This is a genomic window from Lactiplantibacillus sp. C232 (assembly GCF_023806725.1).
GTDB lineage: Bacteria > Bacillota > Bacilli > Lactobacillales > Lactobacillaceae > Lactiplantibacillus > Lactiplantibacillus plantarum.
This window is the reverse complement of sequence record NZ_JAMSKZ010000002.1, coordinates 1-16,518: the sequence shown is the minus strand read 5'-3', so window position 1 is coordinate 16,518 and position 16,518 is coordinate 1. Positions and strand designations below refer to the sequence as shown.

11 protein-coding genes are annotated in these 16,518 nt (G+C 43.7%); 9 read left to right on the top strand and 2 right to left on the bottom strand.

Going from position 1 to position 16,518, the window contains the following annotated elements:
• Nucleotides 1–58 precede the first annotated feature (58 nt).
• The 5 genes from MZO41_RS02385 to MZO41_RS02365 all read left to right on the top strand — a co-directional run bounded on the left by MZO41_RS02385 (nt 59) and on the right by MZO41_RS02365 (nt 6,184).
• Complete coding sequence (locus tag MZO41_RS02385) at nt 59–670, top strand: YesL family protein (RefSeq protein WP_003643597.1); 612 nt, start codon at nt 59–61, stop codon at nt 668–670.
• A complete protein-coding gene (locus tag MZO41_RS02380; protein WP_013356076.1) occupies nt 671–2,383 on the top strand; it encodes a sensor histidine kinase in 1,713 nt (570 codons plus the stop codon).
• Nucleotides 2,383–3,843: a response regulator transcription factor gene (locus tag MZO41_RS02375; RefSeq protein ID WP_003641582.1), complete on the top strand. Its 1,461-nt coding sequence runs from the start codon at nt 2,383–2,385 to the stop codon at nt 3,841–3,843. Before MZO41_RS02380 ends, MZO41_RS02375 begins: the two co-directional genes overlap by 1 nt.
• A 95-nt stretch (nt 3,844–3,938) precedes the next feature.
• On the top strand, nt 3,939–4,802 hold the full coding sequence (locus MZO41_RS02370) for an ROK family protein (protein WP_003641581.1): 864 nt from the start codon (nt 3,939–3,941) through the stop codon (nt 4,800–4,802).
• Nucleotides 4,803–5,047: 245 nt separating this feature from the next.
• A complete protein-coding gene (locus MZO41_RS02365) occupies nt 5,048–6,184 on the top strand; it encodes an ABC transporter ATP-binding protein (protein WP_013356075.1) in 1,137 nt (378 codons plus the stop codon).
• Nucleotides 6,185–6,430: 246 nt separating this feature from the next.
• Here the strand turns inward: MZO41_RS02365 and MZO41_RS02360 are convergent, their stop codons facing one another.
• Together MZO41_RS02360 and MZO41_RS02355 are read right to left on the bottom strand one after the other, a co-directional pair.
• A complete protein-coding gene (locus tag MZO41_RS02360; protein ID WP_013356074.1) occupies nt 6,431–8,578 on the bottom strand; it encodes a GH92 family glycosyl hydrolase in 2,148 nt (715 codons plus the stop codon).
• Between the two features lie 5 nt (nt 8,579–8,583).
• On the bottom strand, nt 8,584–9,648 hold the full coding sequence (locus MZO41_RS02355) for a GntR family transcriptional regulator (RefSeq protein ID WP_013356073.1): 1,065 nt from the start codon (nt 9,646–9,648) through the stop codon (nt 8,584–8,586).
• A 147-nt stretch (nt 9,649–9,795) separates the two neighbouring features.
• Between MZO41_RS02355 and MZO41_RS02350 the strand changes: the two genes are divergently transcribed.
• The 4 genes from MZO41_RS02350 to MZO41_RS02335 are packed head-to-tail and all read left to right on the top strand — an operon-like array spanning nt 9,796 to nt 16,066.
• Entirely contained in the window at nt 9,796–11,085 is a 1,290-nt protein-coding gene (locus tag MZO41_RS02350) for a glycoside hydrolase family 125 protein (protein ID WP_013356072.1), read from the top strand.
• Between the two features lie 6 nt (nt 11,086–11,091).
• Nucleotides 11,092–13,791, top strand: coding sequence for an alpha-mannosidase (locus MZO41_RS02345; protein WP_013356071.1), 2,700 nt, complete (start codon nt 11,092–11,094; stop codon nt 13,789–13,791).
• On the top strand, nt 13,791–14,669 hold the full coding sequence (locus tag MZO41_RS02340; RefSeq protein WP_003641575.1) for an ROK family protein: 879 nt from the start codon (nt 13,791–13,793) through the stop codon (nt 14,667–14,669). Before MZO41_RS02345 ends, MZO41_RS02340 begins: the two co-directional genes overlap by 1 nt.
• Nucleotides 14,670–14,680: 11 nt before the next feature.
• Entirely contained in the window at nt 14,681–16,066 is a 1,386-nt protein-coding gene (locus MZO41_RS02335; RefSeq protein ID WP_003641574.1) for a glycoside hydrolase family 1 protein, read from the top strand.
• The last annotated feature ends 452 nt before the right edge of the window (nt 16,067–16,518 follow it).

Genomic DNA, 16,518 nt, shown 5'->3' with positions numbered 1-16,518 from the left:
TTATCAATGAATGGATTTTGATACTATACAGATAGATTATGAAAAGGAGGAGACAGTAATGATTGGACGCGCAGCGGATAAGATTTTTACACGGGTATTTATTTTCTTAATAATGACCGTCTATTTTTGGATTTATACAGTCGCTGGGTTGGTTGTACTAGGAATTGGACCGGCGTTTCGAACTGTAACTGAGATGCATATGGATAAGCAGTGGGATTATCGGTTATATCACTTTAAGGAAGGATGGCAGCGCTTTAAACGCCATTTTTGGCAAATGAACTTGCATACTTGGTTGTTCTTAGGGGTAGGGGCCGTCTTGGCTTATAATTTATATTTAAGCCTTTCGATTCATACACTATGGATAATTTTCATTCAATTTATTATCGTATTTGCTTTGATTCTTGATTTTAGCTTAGCAATTTTTACCGTGATGTTGCGGTCGCGCTACGATGTTGCCTTCAAAGATGCCATTAAATTAGCAATTGTTCAGTTCTTTAGTAATTTTACGCAGTTATTGACCTTTATTATTGGCACGATCGTATTGATCGTCATCTCTTTGAAGTGGCCAGGGATGATCCTTTTCCTAAGTCCTGGAATCTATATGGTTGGGGCAGATCGATTGTCACGACGGTGGTATGACAAGATTGATAAGATGCTAGGGGCAGTTTAGATGTTGCTGAAAAGTCATGCTATGCAGGCGAGCTTTGCCCACCTGATTAAGTTATATACAACCATCATTTCGGTGATGGTTGTTTTGGCAACAACCGTCTTTATCACCGTTAGTATTCGAGCTTATGATGCGGATTTGGAGCAGGCCGAGAATACGGCCATCGTGCAGGTTGGTCAAATGCTTAATCAGAATCAACAAATTGCCGCGCAATTCGCGACTCAAATGACAAGTTCATCGAGTAATTTACCGAGTATCGAAAAATATTTTGATTCGTCTATCACTGATTACAGCAATTATGCGATTGATAAAAGTATTAGTGGCAGTCCATACTTTTTCTGGCCAACTGAGTCACGGCAATTCTTTACTCAGCATGATCAAGTAACTCAACTGACACTACGATTATTGAGTCAAAATAAGGTGTTTGTTGCGACACAAGCTAATCCTGGTGGCGCCTTATATCCGGCCAAAGACGTTAAACAACGTTTTGCAATTAATGCTCCGTTAATCAATCAGACATCCTTAGAAACGGATGGGGTTCTCAGTATCAGCTTTGATCAGAGCGAGATCAAGCGGCAGTTGTCACAAGTGAATGCGACCCAGCCCTTGCAAGTTGTGGTACGTTCAGAGGCTGATGATGAAGTCTTTTACTTTGCTGGTAAACGGGTCACGCGACAACAGCAACGTGATCTGAACCAGGCACTAACGGCGGGCAACATGAAAATGTTGCGTGATTATCATGTTACCACGAAACAATTATCATCCGGTTATACGGTGATGACAGTCTTGAATAGGCATCTATTAAGTCGTCTGATTATCGGACATGTTCTACCGTTAATTTTATTAGGGTTGATTTTGTTACTAGGGCTAAGTACGGGCTTGTGGCTGACTTTTCGTCGGTACCAGCACCAACTGAATACAATTGTTGATACTGTTCAAACGGTTTCTGATGGTAATCTAGATGCACGAGTTCCAATGAATCTGCGACCGACAGACTTGCATACACTTGCCGGCGGAATTAACGCTATGTTGACGGAAATTCATCAGCATATTTATACGATCTATCAATTACAGATCGCCCAACAAGAGGCGAACCGGCGAGCATTACAGACACAAATCAACCCGCATTTTATGTCTAATACATTAGAGTATATTCGAATGGCTGCGTTAGAAGCACATCAGCCAGAACTCGCCAATGTAGTGTATAGCTTTGCTGCATTATTGCGAAATAACACGGATCTATCATCACGGACGACACTGAAGCAGGAAGTTAGTTTTATTGAAAAGTATGTCTTTTTATATCAAGTTCGGTTTCCTGATCGGCTAGCTTATCAATTTACGGTCGCTGACGATGTCGCTGCGGTTGAGATTCCCAAATTTAGTTTGCAACCACTTGTCGAGAATTACTTCGTGCACGGTGTCAACTTCTCACGGGTGGATAATGCCCTAAGTTTAAAGGCTTGGCGTGAAGCTGGTATCGTTCACGTTAAGATCGTGGATAATGGCCGCGGCCTGTCACCGGAAGCTGTTAAAGCTGTGAATCAAAAGTTGAAGCAACCATTAGAAGCTGAACAACAGCATTCAATTGGACTACAGAATGTCTACTCACGGATGCACGATAGTTTTGGGGACGGTTTTAAAATGACAATTAATAGTAATGACCAACAGGGCGTTACGGTATTGCTGCAGTTTGATGATCGTGAGGGGGTTAAGTGATGCGGAAAGTGATGTTAGTTGATGATGAATACATGCTATTACGTGGGCTTAAATTACTAATTGATTGGGAATCATTGGGGTTGGAGATTGTGAATACGGAGCAAAATCCCAGCTTAGCGTTAAAGTATTTACAAGATAATGACATTGATATTTTAATTTCAGATATGAACATGCCGGAGATGCCGGGCCCAGAATTTGTAGCGGCTGCCAAGAAGATTCAACCAGCAATGGAATTGATCGTAATCTCAGGATATTCAGATTTTGACTATGTACGTGCTGGCTTGCAGCAAAATGCTGTAAATTATTTACGTAAGCCAATTGATACTGATGAATTGTTGGCAACACTGCGAGGTGCCTTGGACCGGTTACAAGCACAACAACAGCAACATCAGATTGCATCGCTGGCAATTCAGACACAGACACGGACATTACTGACGACTGATCGCGAGCCAGAGCAACTGCAAATTATCCAGGCGCTAGGAATTGAGTTTGCCACACCAACAACCGTTCGCCTTATTGGGGTACTAAACCCCTTACCGCCTAAAGATTTAGTGAATTACCTACGTGTGATAAAAGCGGTCAAGGGCTTTTATACTGAGCGGGAAGATTTTATTATTGTCTTTCAAGGGACGACTGACCAATTAAACATATTTATCAATGAAGCACCTCATCAGATCGGGGTAGCACATCGGCCATTTCTAATTGGAGCTCCAATTAAGAATGTCGGACAATTGCGAACGCGTTATATTCAATTGCGTCGTGAGATTGCAAGACAATACTTTTTTGAAACTGCTTCAGGGCTGCGAATGATGCTGCCAGATACGCAAGAGAGCGTTTCATCGACGTTGCCAAGTTATTCTGAGGTCAAAAAAGCACTGGATGGCATCGATTTGACTGGATTTTCAATATGGTTAACCCACCAATTTGACGCAATGAAGCAGGCAAATGCGTCGGACTTGTTAGCACGACAGTTCGCACTAGTTGTATTGCTGGTTCTAAGTGACCGACTGACGAAATTTGATGATAAAGCAGCCATCATTGCCGCAATCAATCACGCCAAAGACGTTAGTGATCTTAAAGGTCAGTTACAGTGGGTTGCTGAACTTGCTACTGAACAGGGTACTCAACAGTTTTCAAGAAATGTGCTGGCAATGCGCCAGATTATTAAAAAGCGATATCCAGAACAACTTTCGTTAGCGGCAGTAGCGAGTGAATTGCATCTCAATGCGGTGTATCTGGGTCAATTGTTCAAGCAGGAAGTTGGACGTAGTTTTGCCCAATTTCTCAATGATTATCGTGTTGATGTCGCGGTGGATTTATTACGAGATTCAGATCTGGATATTGGTCAAATTGCTGAGGCGGTTGGTTATCAAAATTCTAGTTATTTTTATAAATTATTCAAAAAACAAACGGGGATGTCGCCTGGTGATTACCGAAAGGCGGGTGTCCTGAGTAGTTAATCAACTTTAACAAGTTGGTTTTGATAAGTATACGCGTAACCAATTGTAGCGATTGAGTACATTAATCTTAATAAGAAATAGTGAAGGTGAAAAGAATGAGTAGAAGATTAGGGAGCATTGAAGCGGGCGGTACTAAGTTTATCTTAGCAGTAGCGGATGAGACTTATCAAATGGGCGCAAAGAAGCGAATTCCAACTTTAACCCCTGAAGAGACATTGGCGGCTTGTATTGACTTTTTTAAGGCTAATCCAGTTGATGCCATTGGATTAGGGTCATTTGGGCCAATTGGAATTAAGCACGGCACTGCCGATTATGGTCATATTCTAGCAACGCCAAAACCAGGCTGGGCGGGGACTAATATTGTAGGGATTCTAACGGCAGCGCTACACGTGCCGATTTACTTTACGACGGATGTTAATGCGTCAATCTATGGTGAATACATTGCTGGTGAGGCTCAAGCCGTTGATGCAGCGGTTTATTTCACGATTGGCACTGGTATTGGCGGTGGTGCGATTCAGGACGGCAACTTTATTGGGGGTTACTCGCATCTGGAAATGGGGCATGCGCCGGTAATGTTGCATCCAGATGATGATTTTGTTGGGAGTTGCCCATTCCACGGTAATCAGTGTTTTGAAGGGGTAGCAGCTGGACCGACCATTGAGGCACGGACCGGTGAGCGCGGGGAGAACCTTCAGCGGGACAATCCTGTATTTGATTACATTGACTATTACGCTGCTCAAATGGCCTTTAATGCATATGTTAACTTGACGCCAGAAAAAATCATCTTTGGTGGTTCAGTGATTAACGACGCCGATATGGTCAAGGTTCGCCAGTACTTTGATCAGCTAAACAATGGTTACGTGCAAGTCCCAACCGACTTAATCGTACACAGTCACTTTGCAGATAATGCGTCCGCAACCGTGGGCGACTTTGCGTTAGCCGCTTCCTTATTAGATTAATATGGTAATACCAGGTGAGAAAAACCGGTAAGGCGTGTGGGTTCATATAAGTCGGCACCAAGTTGATATATCAACTTGGTGTTTTTTTTGAATTCGACAATTAAGTGTTGTTCCACTTGAAATGGTGCTTATAGGAACTTTTGGTAAAATTGCCGAATAAAAGCGAACTTTTTGAATAACCTGCCCATTCATAATGAAGACGCTTTCCAATACAATTAATAGTGTCAGAAAGGTTGGGATTTATCATGGTTGAAATTAATTTAGATCATATTTATAAACGTTATCCAAATGCAGAAACTAACTCAGTGAATGACTTCGATCTTCATATTAAGGACAAGGAATTTATTGTCTTTGTTGGACCTTCCGGCTGTGGTAAGTCGACAACATTACGGATGATTGCCGGATTGGAAGATATTACGCAAGGAACATTAGAAATTGGCGGTAAGGTGATGAATGATATCTCGCCGAAAGACCGTGACATTGCGATGGTTTTCCAAAACTATGCGTTATACCCACACATGACCGTTGCGGGTAATATGGCGTTTGGGTTGAAGCTACGTAAGTATAAAAAAGATGATATTGCCAAGCGAGTTGACCAAGCTGCTGAAATTTTAGGACTAACTGAATTTTTGGACCGTAAGCCAGCTGATTTATCTGGTGGGCAACGACAACGGGTTGCCCTAGGCCGGGCGATTGTACGGGATGCACCGATCTTTTTAATGGATGAGCCATTATCTAACTTGGATGCCAAGTTACGGGTATCGATGCGGGCCGAAATTGCCAAGTTACATCAGCGGCTTAGCACGACGACAATCTATGTGACCCATGATCAAACTGAAGCAATGACCATGGCTGATCGGGTGGTTGTCATGTCAGTTGGTGAGATTCAACAGATTGGAACACCTTCAGAAATTTATGATCGTCCACGGAATATGTTTGTTGCTGGCTTTATTGGCTCACCTGCTATGAACTTCTTCAATGTTAATTATCAAGATCAGGTTATTGATGACCATAAGGGCGTACAACTAACAATTCCTGAAGGGATGGCTAAAGTTTTAGATAAACGTGGTTATAATGGCAAGGATATCGTCTTCGGAATTCGACCGGAAGATATTCATACTGAAGAGATCTTCATTGATACGTGGCCAAATTCGACAGTTGAAGCCACAATTAACGTGTCTGAATTATTAGGTGCTACTAGCCAGCTCTATAGTCAAGTTGGTAATACTGAGTTTGTGGCTAATGTTGATTCTCGTGATTTTCATCAACCCGGTGCAAAAGTGCAGATGGGCTTTGATATTAACAAAGCGCACTTCTTCGATAAAGAAACACAGAACTCCATTATGTTGGATGAAGAGGAAGAAACAGGTAAGTCGCACTAAAGAAGCAGTGCTCGGTATTGCGATGCTAAGATATCCCATAGATTTCAACGCTATAGCAGGCAAGTAATATTTTTGAAGCGTGATCAAGACAACTTGATCACGCTTTTTTGCTGTTATTAGGTTAATTTAACAATAGCTGTATTAATGAAACATAGAAAAAATCACCTCGATAGGTTGTGCTAGGTCTTAAAGTGGCACTAGCAATTTATAACCAACGGAGGTGATCTTTAATAGCGGATTATTGTTTTATTTGTTCGTAACACTAGCAGGAACAAGCCCTAAGCGGACGTCAATATTGGTTGCATTTAGTAGCTGTTGATGGCTAATCGTGGCTTGGTCGTAGTGGTGGCCGTTGAGCGTCATAGTTTGCACAAAATTATTATGATCGTGATTGTTAGTGGTAGTTAATTGGATATCATGATCGGCCGTGTGCAGTGTAACGTGGTCAAAAGCCGGAATTCCGAGCACGTATTTCGCATCAGCTGGACAAACTGGGTAGAATCCTAAACATGCGAAGATGAACCAGCCGGCCATGGAGCCGTTATCTTCATCTCCTGGGAACCCGGTAGTGGAAGCATTGAATAACTTCCGGAGCTGCTTTACGAGTACTTGAGTTTTTTCACGGTGCCCCGTGTAACTAAAGAGATATGGTAAATGAAAGCTAGGCTGGTTCGAGATAGCGACCTGACCATAATCGACGGCAGCCATTTCACTCATTTCGTGAATGACCATCTGATAGCCACCAACGTGATAACTAGGGCGCGTATTACAGAGCGCTGTCAACTGATCATCGAACCGCTTGGGACCTCCCATGGCAGTCATTAAGCCGTTAATATCGTGAAAGGCACTGTAACTATTTTGCCAGGCGCTGCCTTCCGTGTAGTCACTCCCCCAGCTGTCAGGGACAAAGGGTTCTTTGAATCGGCCATCGCTATTCTTGGGACGCAAAAAGCCAGTCTGCGGATCAAGTAAGTTGAGATAACGCTTGGATAGTTGCCAGTACTTGTTGGCAATATCTGTCTGATCCAATACGTCAGCGACTTGTCCAATGCAATAATCACTATAGGCATAGTCTTGAGTCCAATTGACACTTTCAGGATACTTGTCTGCGGGGATGTAGCCTAAACGATCGTAATCAGCACTGCCTTGCCGACCATAACGGCAATTTTTAACTGGTTTTGAATCGCTATCACGCATTGCAGCCAGTAAACGAGGCATGAGCTCTAATGCGATACCTTTCTTAGCACTTTCAGCAATAATTGAGTCAACTAGATTACCGGGCATCATTCCCCGCTCATCTGGCGCCAACCAGCGTGGTAAGAAACCAGTCTCATTGTAGCTTGTTAAGAAGCCTGCCAAAAACTTAGGTAAGAGTTCTGGCGCTAAGATAGAGAATAGGGCGTAAACGGTTTTTGAAGTATCCCAGAAGCCGTTATTCGTATAGAGTAGACCTGATTTGATGGTTTTAGACTTTGTATCGTAGTGGATCGGCTTGTTCTTGGCGTCCAATTCATAAAAACGTTGTGGGAATAAGAACAGTCGGTACATGCAAGTATAGAACGTTTGAATAAGCTCAGGGTGATGATCGCGAATAGTTACTCGGCTTAAATAGTCGTTCCATTGTGCAGCGCTTACATTTTCAAGAGCCGTCAAATCGGCGTCTTGGAGTCGTTTTAAGTTAAGCTGGGCTTGCGTGCGATCAACGTAGGATGTGGCAAGGTGACAGTTGATTAGGGACTGGTCACTAGCTAAAAGTAGTGTTAGGGCATGACCATGACCTTCAGTTGTTACAAACCAATGATTTTGGTCGTCGTAATAGCCAGAATTAGCACGGTCAAAGCCTGAAATCGTTAATTCAACGTACATAGTTAGGTTAGGGTCTTCGCCACCATGGTAGTCGCTGACAGATAATTTGACGCCCGTTGGGGTAAATTCAAAGGTTAAGTGATCGGAAAATTGCAACATGAGGCCGTGATGAGCTAGCTCTAACTGCTGGAAGTCATAGCGAGCAATGGCCCCATACGTTGATGGTGCCAAGTCAGTTTGAACGTTAAAGTGATCGTCGTAAATCGCTAGATGGTGCGCATTGAAGGTTGCTTCGTTTGGCCGGTAGTTTCCGACAAAGTCTGGCCGCTTAGTTGCATCCTGCCATTGGACGCCCATGAGTAATAAGTGGCAATAGTCGCCAATCCAGGGACTGGGTTGGTGAGTTAGGCGAATTCCTTCAAATCGCGGTGTATCTGGTTGGAAGAACCAGGCGCCGTTAGCGCCGTTAGTCTGAACGGCAAAGTAATTCATCCCAAAGGGCACGCCGCTGTATGGTAAACAGTTGCCATGAGAGTGTTGGGGACTGTTGGCGGTGCCTTGACGAATATCAATTTGGTCAATTTTCATGATCGTTATTTCTCCTTAGAAATTGGTTGGAATGGTTGAGTAGAGTCACGTTGAATTAATTGAACTGGCAAGCGGACAGTAGTTGGCTGAACCGGAGTCTTCAACAGCAAGGACACTGCTTTAGTCCCCATCCCTTTAAAATCTTGTGCAACGGTCGTCAATGAAGGGTACGTCAGGCTAGCAGCTTGAATATTATCGAAGCCAACAATTGAAAGCCGCTGCCAGATTTTAGGATCAACTTTACGTAAAGTGTTCATCAGCTTGATTGCAGTCAGATCGTTTTCAACAACGATTGCGGTGATCTGATGGTCTGCAAGATAAGTCAACCAGTCATTAGTGCTGAATTGGTTTAGAGTGGGTAAATCTGCAAGCGCAGTGACCGGCGTAACGTGTTGCTGATTGAGGGCTGTCAAATAACCAAAGTAGCGTTCATAGACGGAACTTGGCAGGACTGTGTTATTACGTTGTGCATAGAACAAGATCTGTTGATGTCCAAGTTGGAGTAGATGATCAGTTGCAATTTGGCCGCCACTGAAGTTATCAGCGGTAACGACTGGCAACTCAAGCGCAGGTAATGTCTTATCCAAGATAACGACTGGAACCTGTGCCAATTTGAGTTGATAAATGCGCTCAGCTTCTTGATACAAATCCTGTGGTAAATAAATGACTCCGGCGTAATTTTCGTGGATCTCCTTGGCTGAGAGATTAAAGAAACTCGCGGAATCCATAGTAACAGCTTGATAGTGATGTTCACTAGCGGCTAAACTCACGCCGGAAGCATAGTCGCCTAGACCAGCATCGGTTGGAAACGGCAGGACAAGTAGTAGCTGCTTGTTAGTCTTTGGCTGGTCGGTCGGTTGCACGAAACTACCGCTACCTTGTTTACGGTAAATTAGCCCCTGACTTTCTAGTTCAGTGAGGGCTCGCTTAGAGGTGATTCGACTGACGTTGTAAGCTTTAGCTAACTGAAGTTCGGTTGGTAATTGTTCATTATCGGTTAAAGTTCCAGAGGTAATTTGGCTTTTTAATTGATTATAAATGGTTAAATAGCGCGGTTCTGATTGCGGCATCGAAAGATCCTTTCCGGTCAATTGAGTTTAGTGTAAATATATCATTTTTGAACGAAAAAGGGAAGAATTAGTTGTAATTTGATATAGACAAACCGGTATTGAATGTTATAATTGGTGAAAATGATATATCAAATAAGGAGTGCAATAATGACGACTAACTATGTAGATCAGCATGTCCAACAGTTTGTTGCTAAGGTTAATCAGTTGAGCCAACCACTTGATCCCAAATTAGGTACAGTATTTCAAAAAACATTCCTAAATACGCTTGAAACTACCATTTCTGACGATGAGCAAGGTTACGCCTTTATCTTGACTGGTGACATTCCAGCCATGTGGCAACGTGATTCAACAGCACAGGTGCGGCCATACTTGGCATTAGCACATGAGCAACCAGCCATTGCTGACCTGATCACTAGAGTTGTTCAGCGGCAATTCTTTAATATGGCGATTGATCCCTATGCTAATGCCTTCAATGAAACGGCGAATGGTCACGGTCATCAAAGTGATCAAACTAATATGGGGCCGTGGATTTGGGAACGTAAATTCGAAATCGATTCGTTATGTTATCCGGTGCAGTTGGCATACTTGCTCTATAAGAATACCGGCGTCACCGCGCAATTTGATAATAATTTTGTAACCGGTGTCAAAAAGCTATTAACAACATTTGAAGTTGAACAACACCATGCAACATCGCCGTATCGGTTTATTCGAACGATTGATCGCCCTGAGGACACACTGGTTCGCGATGGGCGGGGCACGCCGGTTGCAGATACGGGAATGATTTGGTCCGGCTTTCGTCCTAGCGATGATGCTTGTGAGTATGGGTATCTGGTGCCTGCCAATATGTTTGCGGTCGTAATCCTTGGTTATTTACAGACGATATTCAGTAGCATTCTGGATGATCCAGAAATTGTGGCGCGAGCTCAACGACTCCAGACGACTGTGCGTAATGGTATTGAGACGTATGGTTATACGACTAATGCTAATGGTGAGAAAGTCTACGCATACGAAGTTGACGGCTTGGGACATGCAAAGTTAATGGATGATGGCAATGTTCCTAGCCTATTGAGTGCTCCTTACCTGGGGTATTGTGACTTATTGGACTTAAATTATCAACGAACCCGACAGACGTTATTGAGCCCGGAAAACCCGTATTACTACAGCGGTAAACTAGCAGCTGGACAAGGTAGCCCCCACACTCCAGCTCGGTATATTTGGCCGATTGCAATTGCGATGGAAGGATTAACCGCCAATAGTCACGAACAACAATTGGCCGCGTTACAAACGTTGATTAAAACGACAGGAAACACTGATTTAATGCATGAATCGTTCGATGTCGATGACGACACACAGTTTACCCGTGAATGGTTCTCTTGGGCCAATATGATGTATTGCGAATTATTGTTAACGACACTGGGATTTAAGATTGAGAGGTAGGTAAACATGACGAAGAAGAAGGTCTTTGTTATTTCACACAGCCACTGGGATCGTGAATGGTATATGCCGTTTGAACAACACCATATGCGCTTAGTGACGCTGATTGATAATTTGCTGGATGTTTTTAAAAATGACTCAGATTTCGACAGTTTTCATTTGGACGGTCAGATGATTGCGCTGGATGATTATTTAGCGGTACGACCAGAACGTAAACCTGAATTAGCAGCGGCAATCAAGGCTGGAAAATTACGAATCGGACCATTTTATATTCTGCAAGATGATTTTCTGATTAGTCCTGAATCCAATGTTCGAAACATGATTATTGGCCGCGATCAAGCGCGTGAATATGGTCAAGAAGTTCCTTTGGGGTATTTTCCTGATACGTTTGGTAACATGGGACAAACGCCACAAATGATGACGCTAGCCAATTTGAAGACAGCTGCCTTTGGTCGTGGCGTGACGCCGACTGGTTTTAATAATCAGGTTGGAGATGCAGACTATGCATCTCAATATTCTGAAATGTGGTGGCAAGGTCCGGATGGCACTCGCATTCTAGGGCTGCTATTTGCTAATTGGTATAGCAACGGCAATGAGATTCCGGTTGAGCGAACGGCTGCTAAGAAGTTTTGGGATCAAAAGCTCGCGGATGCTGAAAAATTTGCATCAACGGATAATTTATTAATGATGAATGGTGTCGATCACCAACCTGTTCAATTGGACGTGACGGCGGCAATTAAGGTCGCAAATGAACTATACCCTGATTATGAATTTATTCATTCTAACTTTACTGATTACCTAGCGACTCTGAGCGCAGATTTGCCTAAAGATTTAAGTACAATTCATGGCGAATTAACGAGTCAAGAAACGGATGGTTGGTACACCTTAGCAAATACGGCCTCCAGTCGGGTGTACTTGAAGCAGGAAAATACGAAGAACGAACGGTTACTAGAAAATCAAGCGGAGCCACTGGCAGCGATGGCTTATCCGGCCGCGGACTATCCGCACGATCGGTTACGCTATGCGTGGAAATTGTTATTGCAAAATCATCCCCATGATAGTATTTGTGGTTGCTCTGTCGATGAAGTTCACCGCGAGATGTTAACCCGGTTTGCAAAATCACAAGAAGTCGCACGATTTGTTGCCCACGATGCACTGACAACGCTGACTGCTAAAATCAATACGACAGATTTTAATGAACAAGCGAAACCGTTTGTCGTTGTTAATACGACTGGCTTTACCAAGACTGGTCTGACAAGAATTGTTGTAGAGTGGGACCGGATTGCTTTTAGCGCAACGGGTACCATTCAGGAGCAACGCCACCAACTTGAACAGCGATTAGCTGAATTACCAGAATTAATGGTAGTTGATGCCCATGGTCAAAGTGTGCCCTTTCGACTAATCGATCAACAAGTGGCCTTCCATTATGATTTACCAAAAGATCGGTTCCGGGACCCATTCCAAGCAATTGAACTCACAATCGAGTTGAACGTGGTCAATATGCCAGCATTTGCTTGGCGGACGTTAGCTTTACAACCAGCCACACAAACGCTAGTGCCAAATGCAACGGTCAAGGCCCAACCACGATTAATCAGTAATGAATGGTTGAAAATTGGTGTGAAAGATGATGGTAGTTTAACGATTACAAATCGGGAGACCAATAAGACCTACCATCAGATGCTTGTGTTTGAAGATACGGGTGATATGGGTAACGAATATATCTATCGTCAAACAGCTGATAAGCGCGCCTATTACTCAACTGATTTTCCAATGGAGGTGCGGGTTGTGCATGCAGACGAGTTGGGCAGCGAGTTGGAATTAATCAATTATTTGGAGGTTCCAACATCCGCGGATGAACAACTTGCTAAGGAGACCCATGCCATTGTGGATATCACGCAGCGAACAGCACAGCGATCAACTCAAAAAGTGCCACTGACGATAACGACGAAGATTCGTCTGAATCCTAATAGTCGGCAAATACAATTTGAATCACATGTCAATAACCAAGCAAAAGATCACCGATTACGGGTGCTATTCAAGACGGCACTGACTGCCGAAACCCACGTTGCTGATTCGATCTACGAGACCGTAACCCGTGCGAACCGACCAGCTAAGAACTGGCAAAACCCAACTAACCCGCAACACCAACAGGCCTTTGCCTGTGTCTTTAACGAGGCTAATGGTGTGACAGTCGGTAATTTGGGCTTAAACGAGTACGAGATTTTGCCAGCAGATAATACTATTGCGCTGACGATGTTACGTTGTGTGGGTGAAATGGGGGATTGGGGCTACTTTGCAACCCCAGAGGCGCAATGCCAAGGGGCGTTCACCTTTAATTATAGTTTGGAGTTAACCGATGGGTCGGAAGCACAACGGATTGCGAGTTACCAACGGGCGCAAGGAATGCAAACGCCGTTTAGTAACCAACAGACGTGGCAACATACCGGTACCTTGGAAGCGGACGATCAATACTTGACGCTCGCGACACCTGAATTTGCCGTGACGAGCTTAAAACGCGCGAACAATAGTACTGGATTGACAGTACGTGGCTATAATTTGAGTGATCGTCAAGTACCATTGAAGGTGACAACCAGTTTATCAAAGCAAGCAGTCAACTTCTTTGAAGAAGAATTACCAGAAGTGACGACGGATACCTTAATGCCAATGGAGATTAAAACGTTATTATTGACGGAAGCGGGGCGAGCATAATGGCACCATTGGGATTAATCGATATTGGTGGCACGACGATCAAATTCGCCGTTTGGCAAGATTCGACACTAACTCGGCACCATGCGGTCACTACCCCGACGACTAAGGCAGCGTTCATGGATCTATTGCAGCGTGAAGTGGAACAAATGAAGGCCCAAGCGGCGATTGTTGGGGTCGGGATCAGTTCTCCTGGGGCAGTTAATCAAGCGACTGGTGTAATTGAGGGTGCGAGTGCAATTCCGTACATCCATAATTTCCCGATTCAAGCAGAATTAACGGCTCGTTTTAAGTTGCCAGTTAGCATTGAAAATGATGCGAATTGTGCCGCACTGGCGGAAGCATCGACGGGTGCCGGACAAGGTGCTACGAGCCTAGCATTTCTAGTCATTGGGACCGGCGTTGGCGGTGCATTGATTTTCAATCAGCAGATCTGGCACGGTGCGCACCTGTTTGGTGGTGAATTTGGTTACACAAAAATCAATACCACAGGAACGCTGAGCGAATTAGGAACGGTACCGAATGCAATTCACCGGTATCAGCAAGTAACGAATCAAACTGGCAAAATGACTGGTCAGCAGTTGTACCAGTTAGCAGATACTGGCGATGGAGTGGCGCGTCACGAGATTGACACAATGTACGCGGCGCTAGCACAAGGTATCTTTAATATTCAGTATAGTTTTGATCCAGAAAAAATTATTCTGGGTGGTGGTGTCTCAAACAATTCTGACCTGATTCCGGGTATTCAACGAGCTTTAACCGCTATTTATCAGCAGGTCAAGATTGCCACGTTAAAGCCAACGTTAGTGACTTGTCAGTATACCGATGAAGCGAACTTGCGGGGTGCTGCAGTTGATTTTGAACAATCCCAAAACCGTTAGGAGGCGTGACTATGGTAGAGTTTCCGGAAGGCTTTGTCTGGGGGGCGGCAACGTCGGGCCCCCAGACAGAAGGTAACTTTCATAAACAGCATCAGAATGTTTTCGATTATTGGTTCGCAACGGAGCCGGAACAATTCGATGCCGGTGTTGGACCAGATACGGCGTCGAACTTTTATAATGATTATGATCATGACCTTGCACTTATGGCGCAGGCGGGGGTTCAAGGTTTGCGGACATCAATCCAATGGACACGGCTAATTGATGACTTTGAAACGGCAAGCTTAAATGCTGATGGTGTCGCCTTCTATAATCACGTGATTGATTCGATGTTGACTCACCACATTACACCGTATATTAATTTGCACCACTTTGACTTACCGGTGGCACTCTATGATAAATATCATGGATGGGAGTCCAAGCACGTGGTTGAATTATTTGTTAAGTTTGCTGAACAGTGCTTTAAGTTATTTGGGGATCGGGTCGACCATTGGTATACATTCAATGAACCTAAAGTCGTTGTTGATGGTCAATATTTGTATGGCTGGCATTATCCACAGGTGATTAATGGCCCTAAAGCAGTACAGGTCGCCTATAACATGAATTTGGCATCCGCTAAAACGGTTGCTCGGTTTCATGAACTTTGCGTGCGACCGGAACAACAGATTGGGATTATTTTGAATTTGACGCCAGCGTATGCCGCGTCAGATGATCCAGCTGATTTAGCGGCTGCGGAATTTGCTGAGTTGTGGTCCAATAACCTCTTCTTAGATCCAGCGGTGTTAGGACATTTTCCAGAAAAGTTGGTCGAGCGACTGACAATGGATGGGGTACTATGGGATGCGACCCCAACTGAATTGGCAATTATCGCTGCTAATCCCGTTGACTGTTTGGGTGTTAATTACTATCACCCCTTCCGTGTTCAGCGACCAGATATCAGCCCAAAGAGTTTGCAACCGTGGATGCCTGATATTTACTTCAAGGAATACGATATGCCAGGTCGAATGATGAACGTTGATCGGGGCTGGGAAATTTACCCACAGGCGATGACTGATATTGCACGCAATATTCAAAAAAATTATGGTAACATTCCGTGGATGATCTCTGAAAACGGTATGGGAGTTGCTGGTGAAGAACGGTTTCTGGACAAACAAGGCGTCGTTCAAGATGACTACCGCATCGATTTTATGAAGGAACACCTAACTGCCTTAGCAAAAGGGATTGCGGCTGGCTCCAATTGTCAGGGCTACTTCGTTTGGAGTGGTATTGACTGTTGGTCATGGAATCATGCTTACCATAATCGTTACGGCTTGATTCGTAATGATAGCCATACGCAAACTAAAACGTTAAAGAAGTCGGCAAAGTGGTTTGCGGAGCTTGGGGAACGGAATGGGTTTTGAATTAAACTAGGTGGAGTCTCTCTCAATTAGTTTTGATAGGCATACTAATGAGTATAAGTTTATTAAACCTGATTCTAAGTATTTCTATGGTTACGGCGAGGAAACATTACTCGCCGGTACTTAGTTTTGGAACGGGATAAGAAGTGAACATGGTAAGAGTGTATTTATTTCAGTATTAAAATTATTGTAATCAAAATAAAAGTGAGTGATGTTGTTAGCTTATAAAAAAATAGGATAAATATGAAATACAGTCAAATAGAGTATGCAAAATCTGGTATTAACGGTGTTGACAAACCATAATACTAGTAATATAGAAAGTTGAGATGGGATTTTTTGGTAGCGTCAAGAATCTTGTGTAAATGAAATGCCTTCGTACATATAATATGTATCTAACTTAAATAAATGATGCTTCCAAGGTGTCCTGGAGTCCTTTGAACCCTCGGTGGATCCGC

Coding starts and splice junctions, on each gene's coding strand:
- MZO41_RS02385 (WP_003643597.1), top strand. CDS start 59: ATGATTGGACGCGCAGCGGATAAGATTTTTACACGGGTATTTATTTTC.
- MZO41_RS02380 (WP_013356076.1), top strand. CDS start 671: ATGTTGCTGAAAAGTCATGCTATGCAGGCGAGCTTTGCCCACCTGATT.
- MZO41_RS02375 (WP_003641582.1), top strand. CDS start 2,383: ATGCGGAAAGTGATGTTAGTTGATGATGAATACATGCTATTACGTGGG.
- MZO41_RS02370 (WP_003641581.1), top strand. CDS start 3,939: ATGAGTAGAAGATTAGGGAGCATTGAAGCGGGCGGTACTAAGTTTATC.
- MZO41_RS02365 (WP_013356075.1), top strand. CDS start 5,048: ATGGTTGAAATTAATTTAGATCATATTTATAAACGTTATCCAAATGCA.
- MZO41_RS02360 (WP_013356074.1), bottom strand. CDS start 8,578: ATGAAAATTGACCAAATTGATATTCGTCAAGGCACCGCCAACAGTCCC.
- MZO41_RS02355 (WP_013356073.1), bottom strand. CDS start 9,648: ATGCCGCAATCAGAACCGCGCTATTTAACCATTTATAATCAATTAAAA.
- MZO41_RS02350 (WP_013356072.1), top strand. CDS start 9,796: ATGACGACTAACTATGTAGATCAGCATGTCCAACAGTTTGTTGCTAAG.
- MZO41_RS02345 (WP_013356071.1), top strand. CDS start 11,092: ATGACGAAGAAGAAGGTCTTTGTTATTTCACACAGCCACTGGGATCGT.
- MZO41_RS02340 (WP_003641575.1), top strand. CDS start 13,791: ATGGCACCATTGGGATTAATCGATATTGGTGGCACGACGATCAAATTC.
- MZO41_RS02335 (WP_003641574.1), top strand. CDS start 14,681: ATGGTAGAGTTTCCGGAAGGCTTTGTCTGGGGGGCGGCAACGTCGGGC.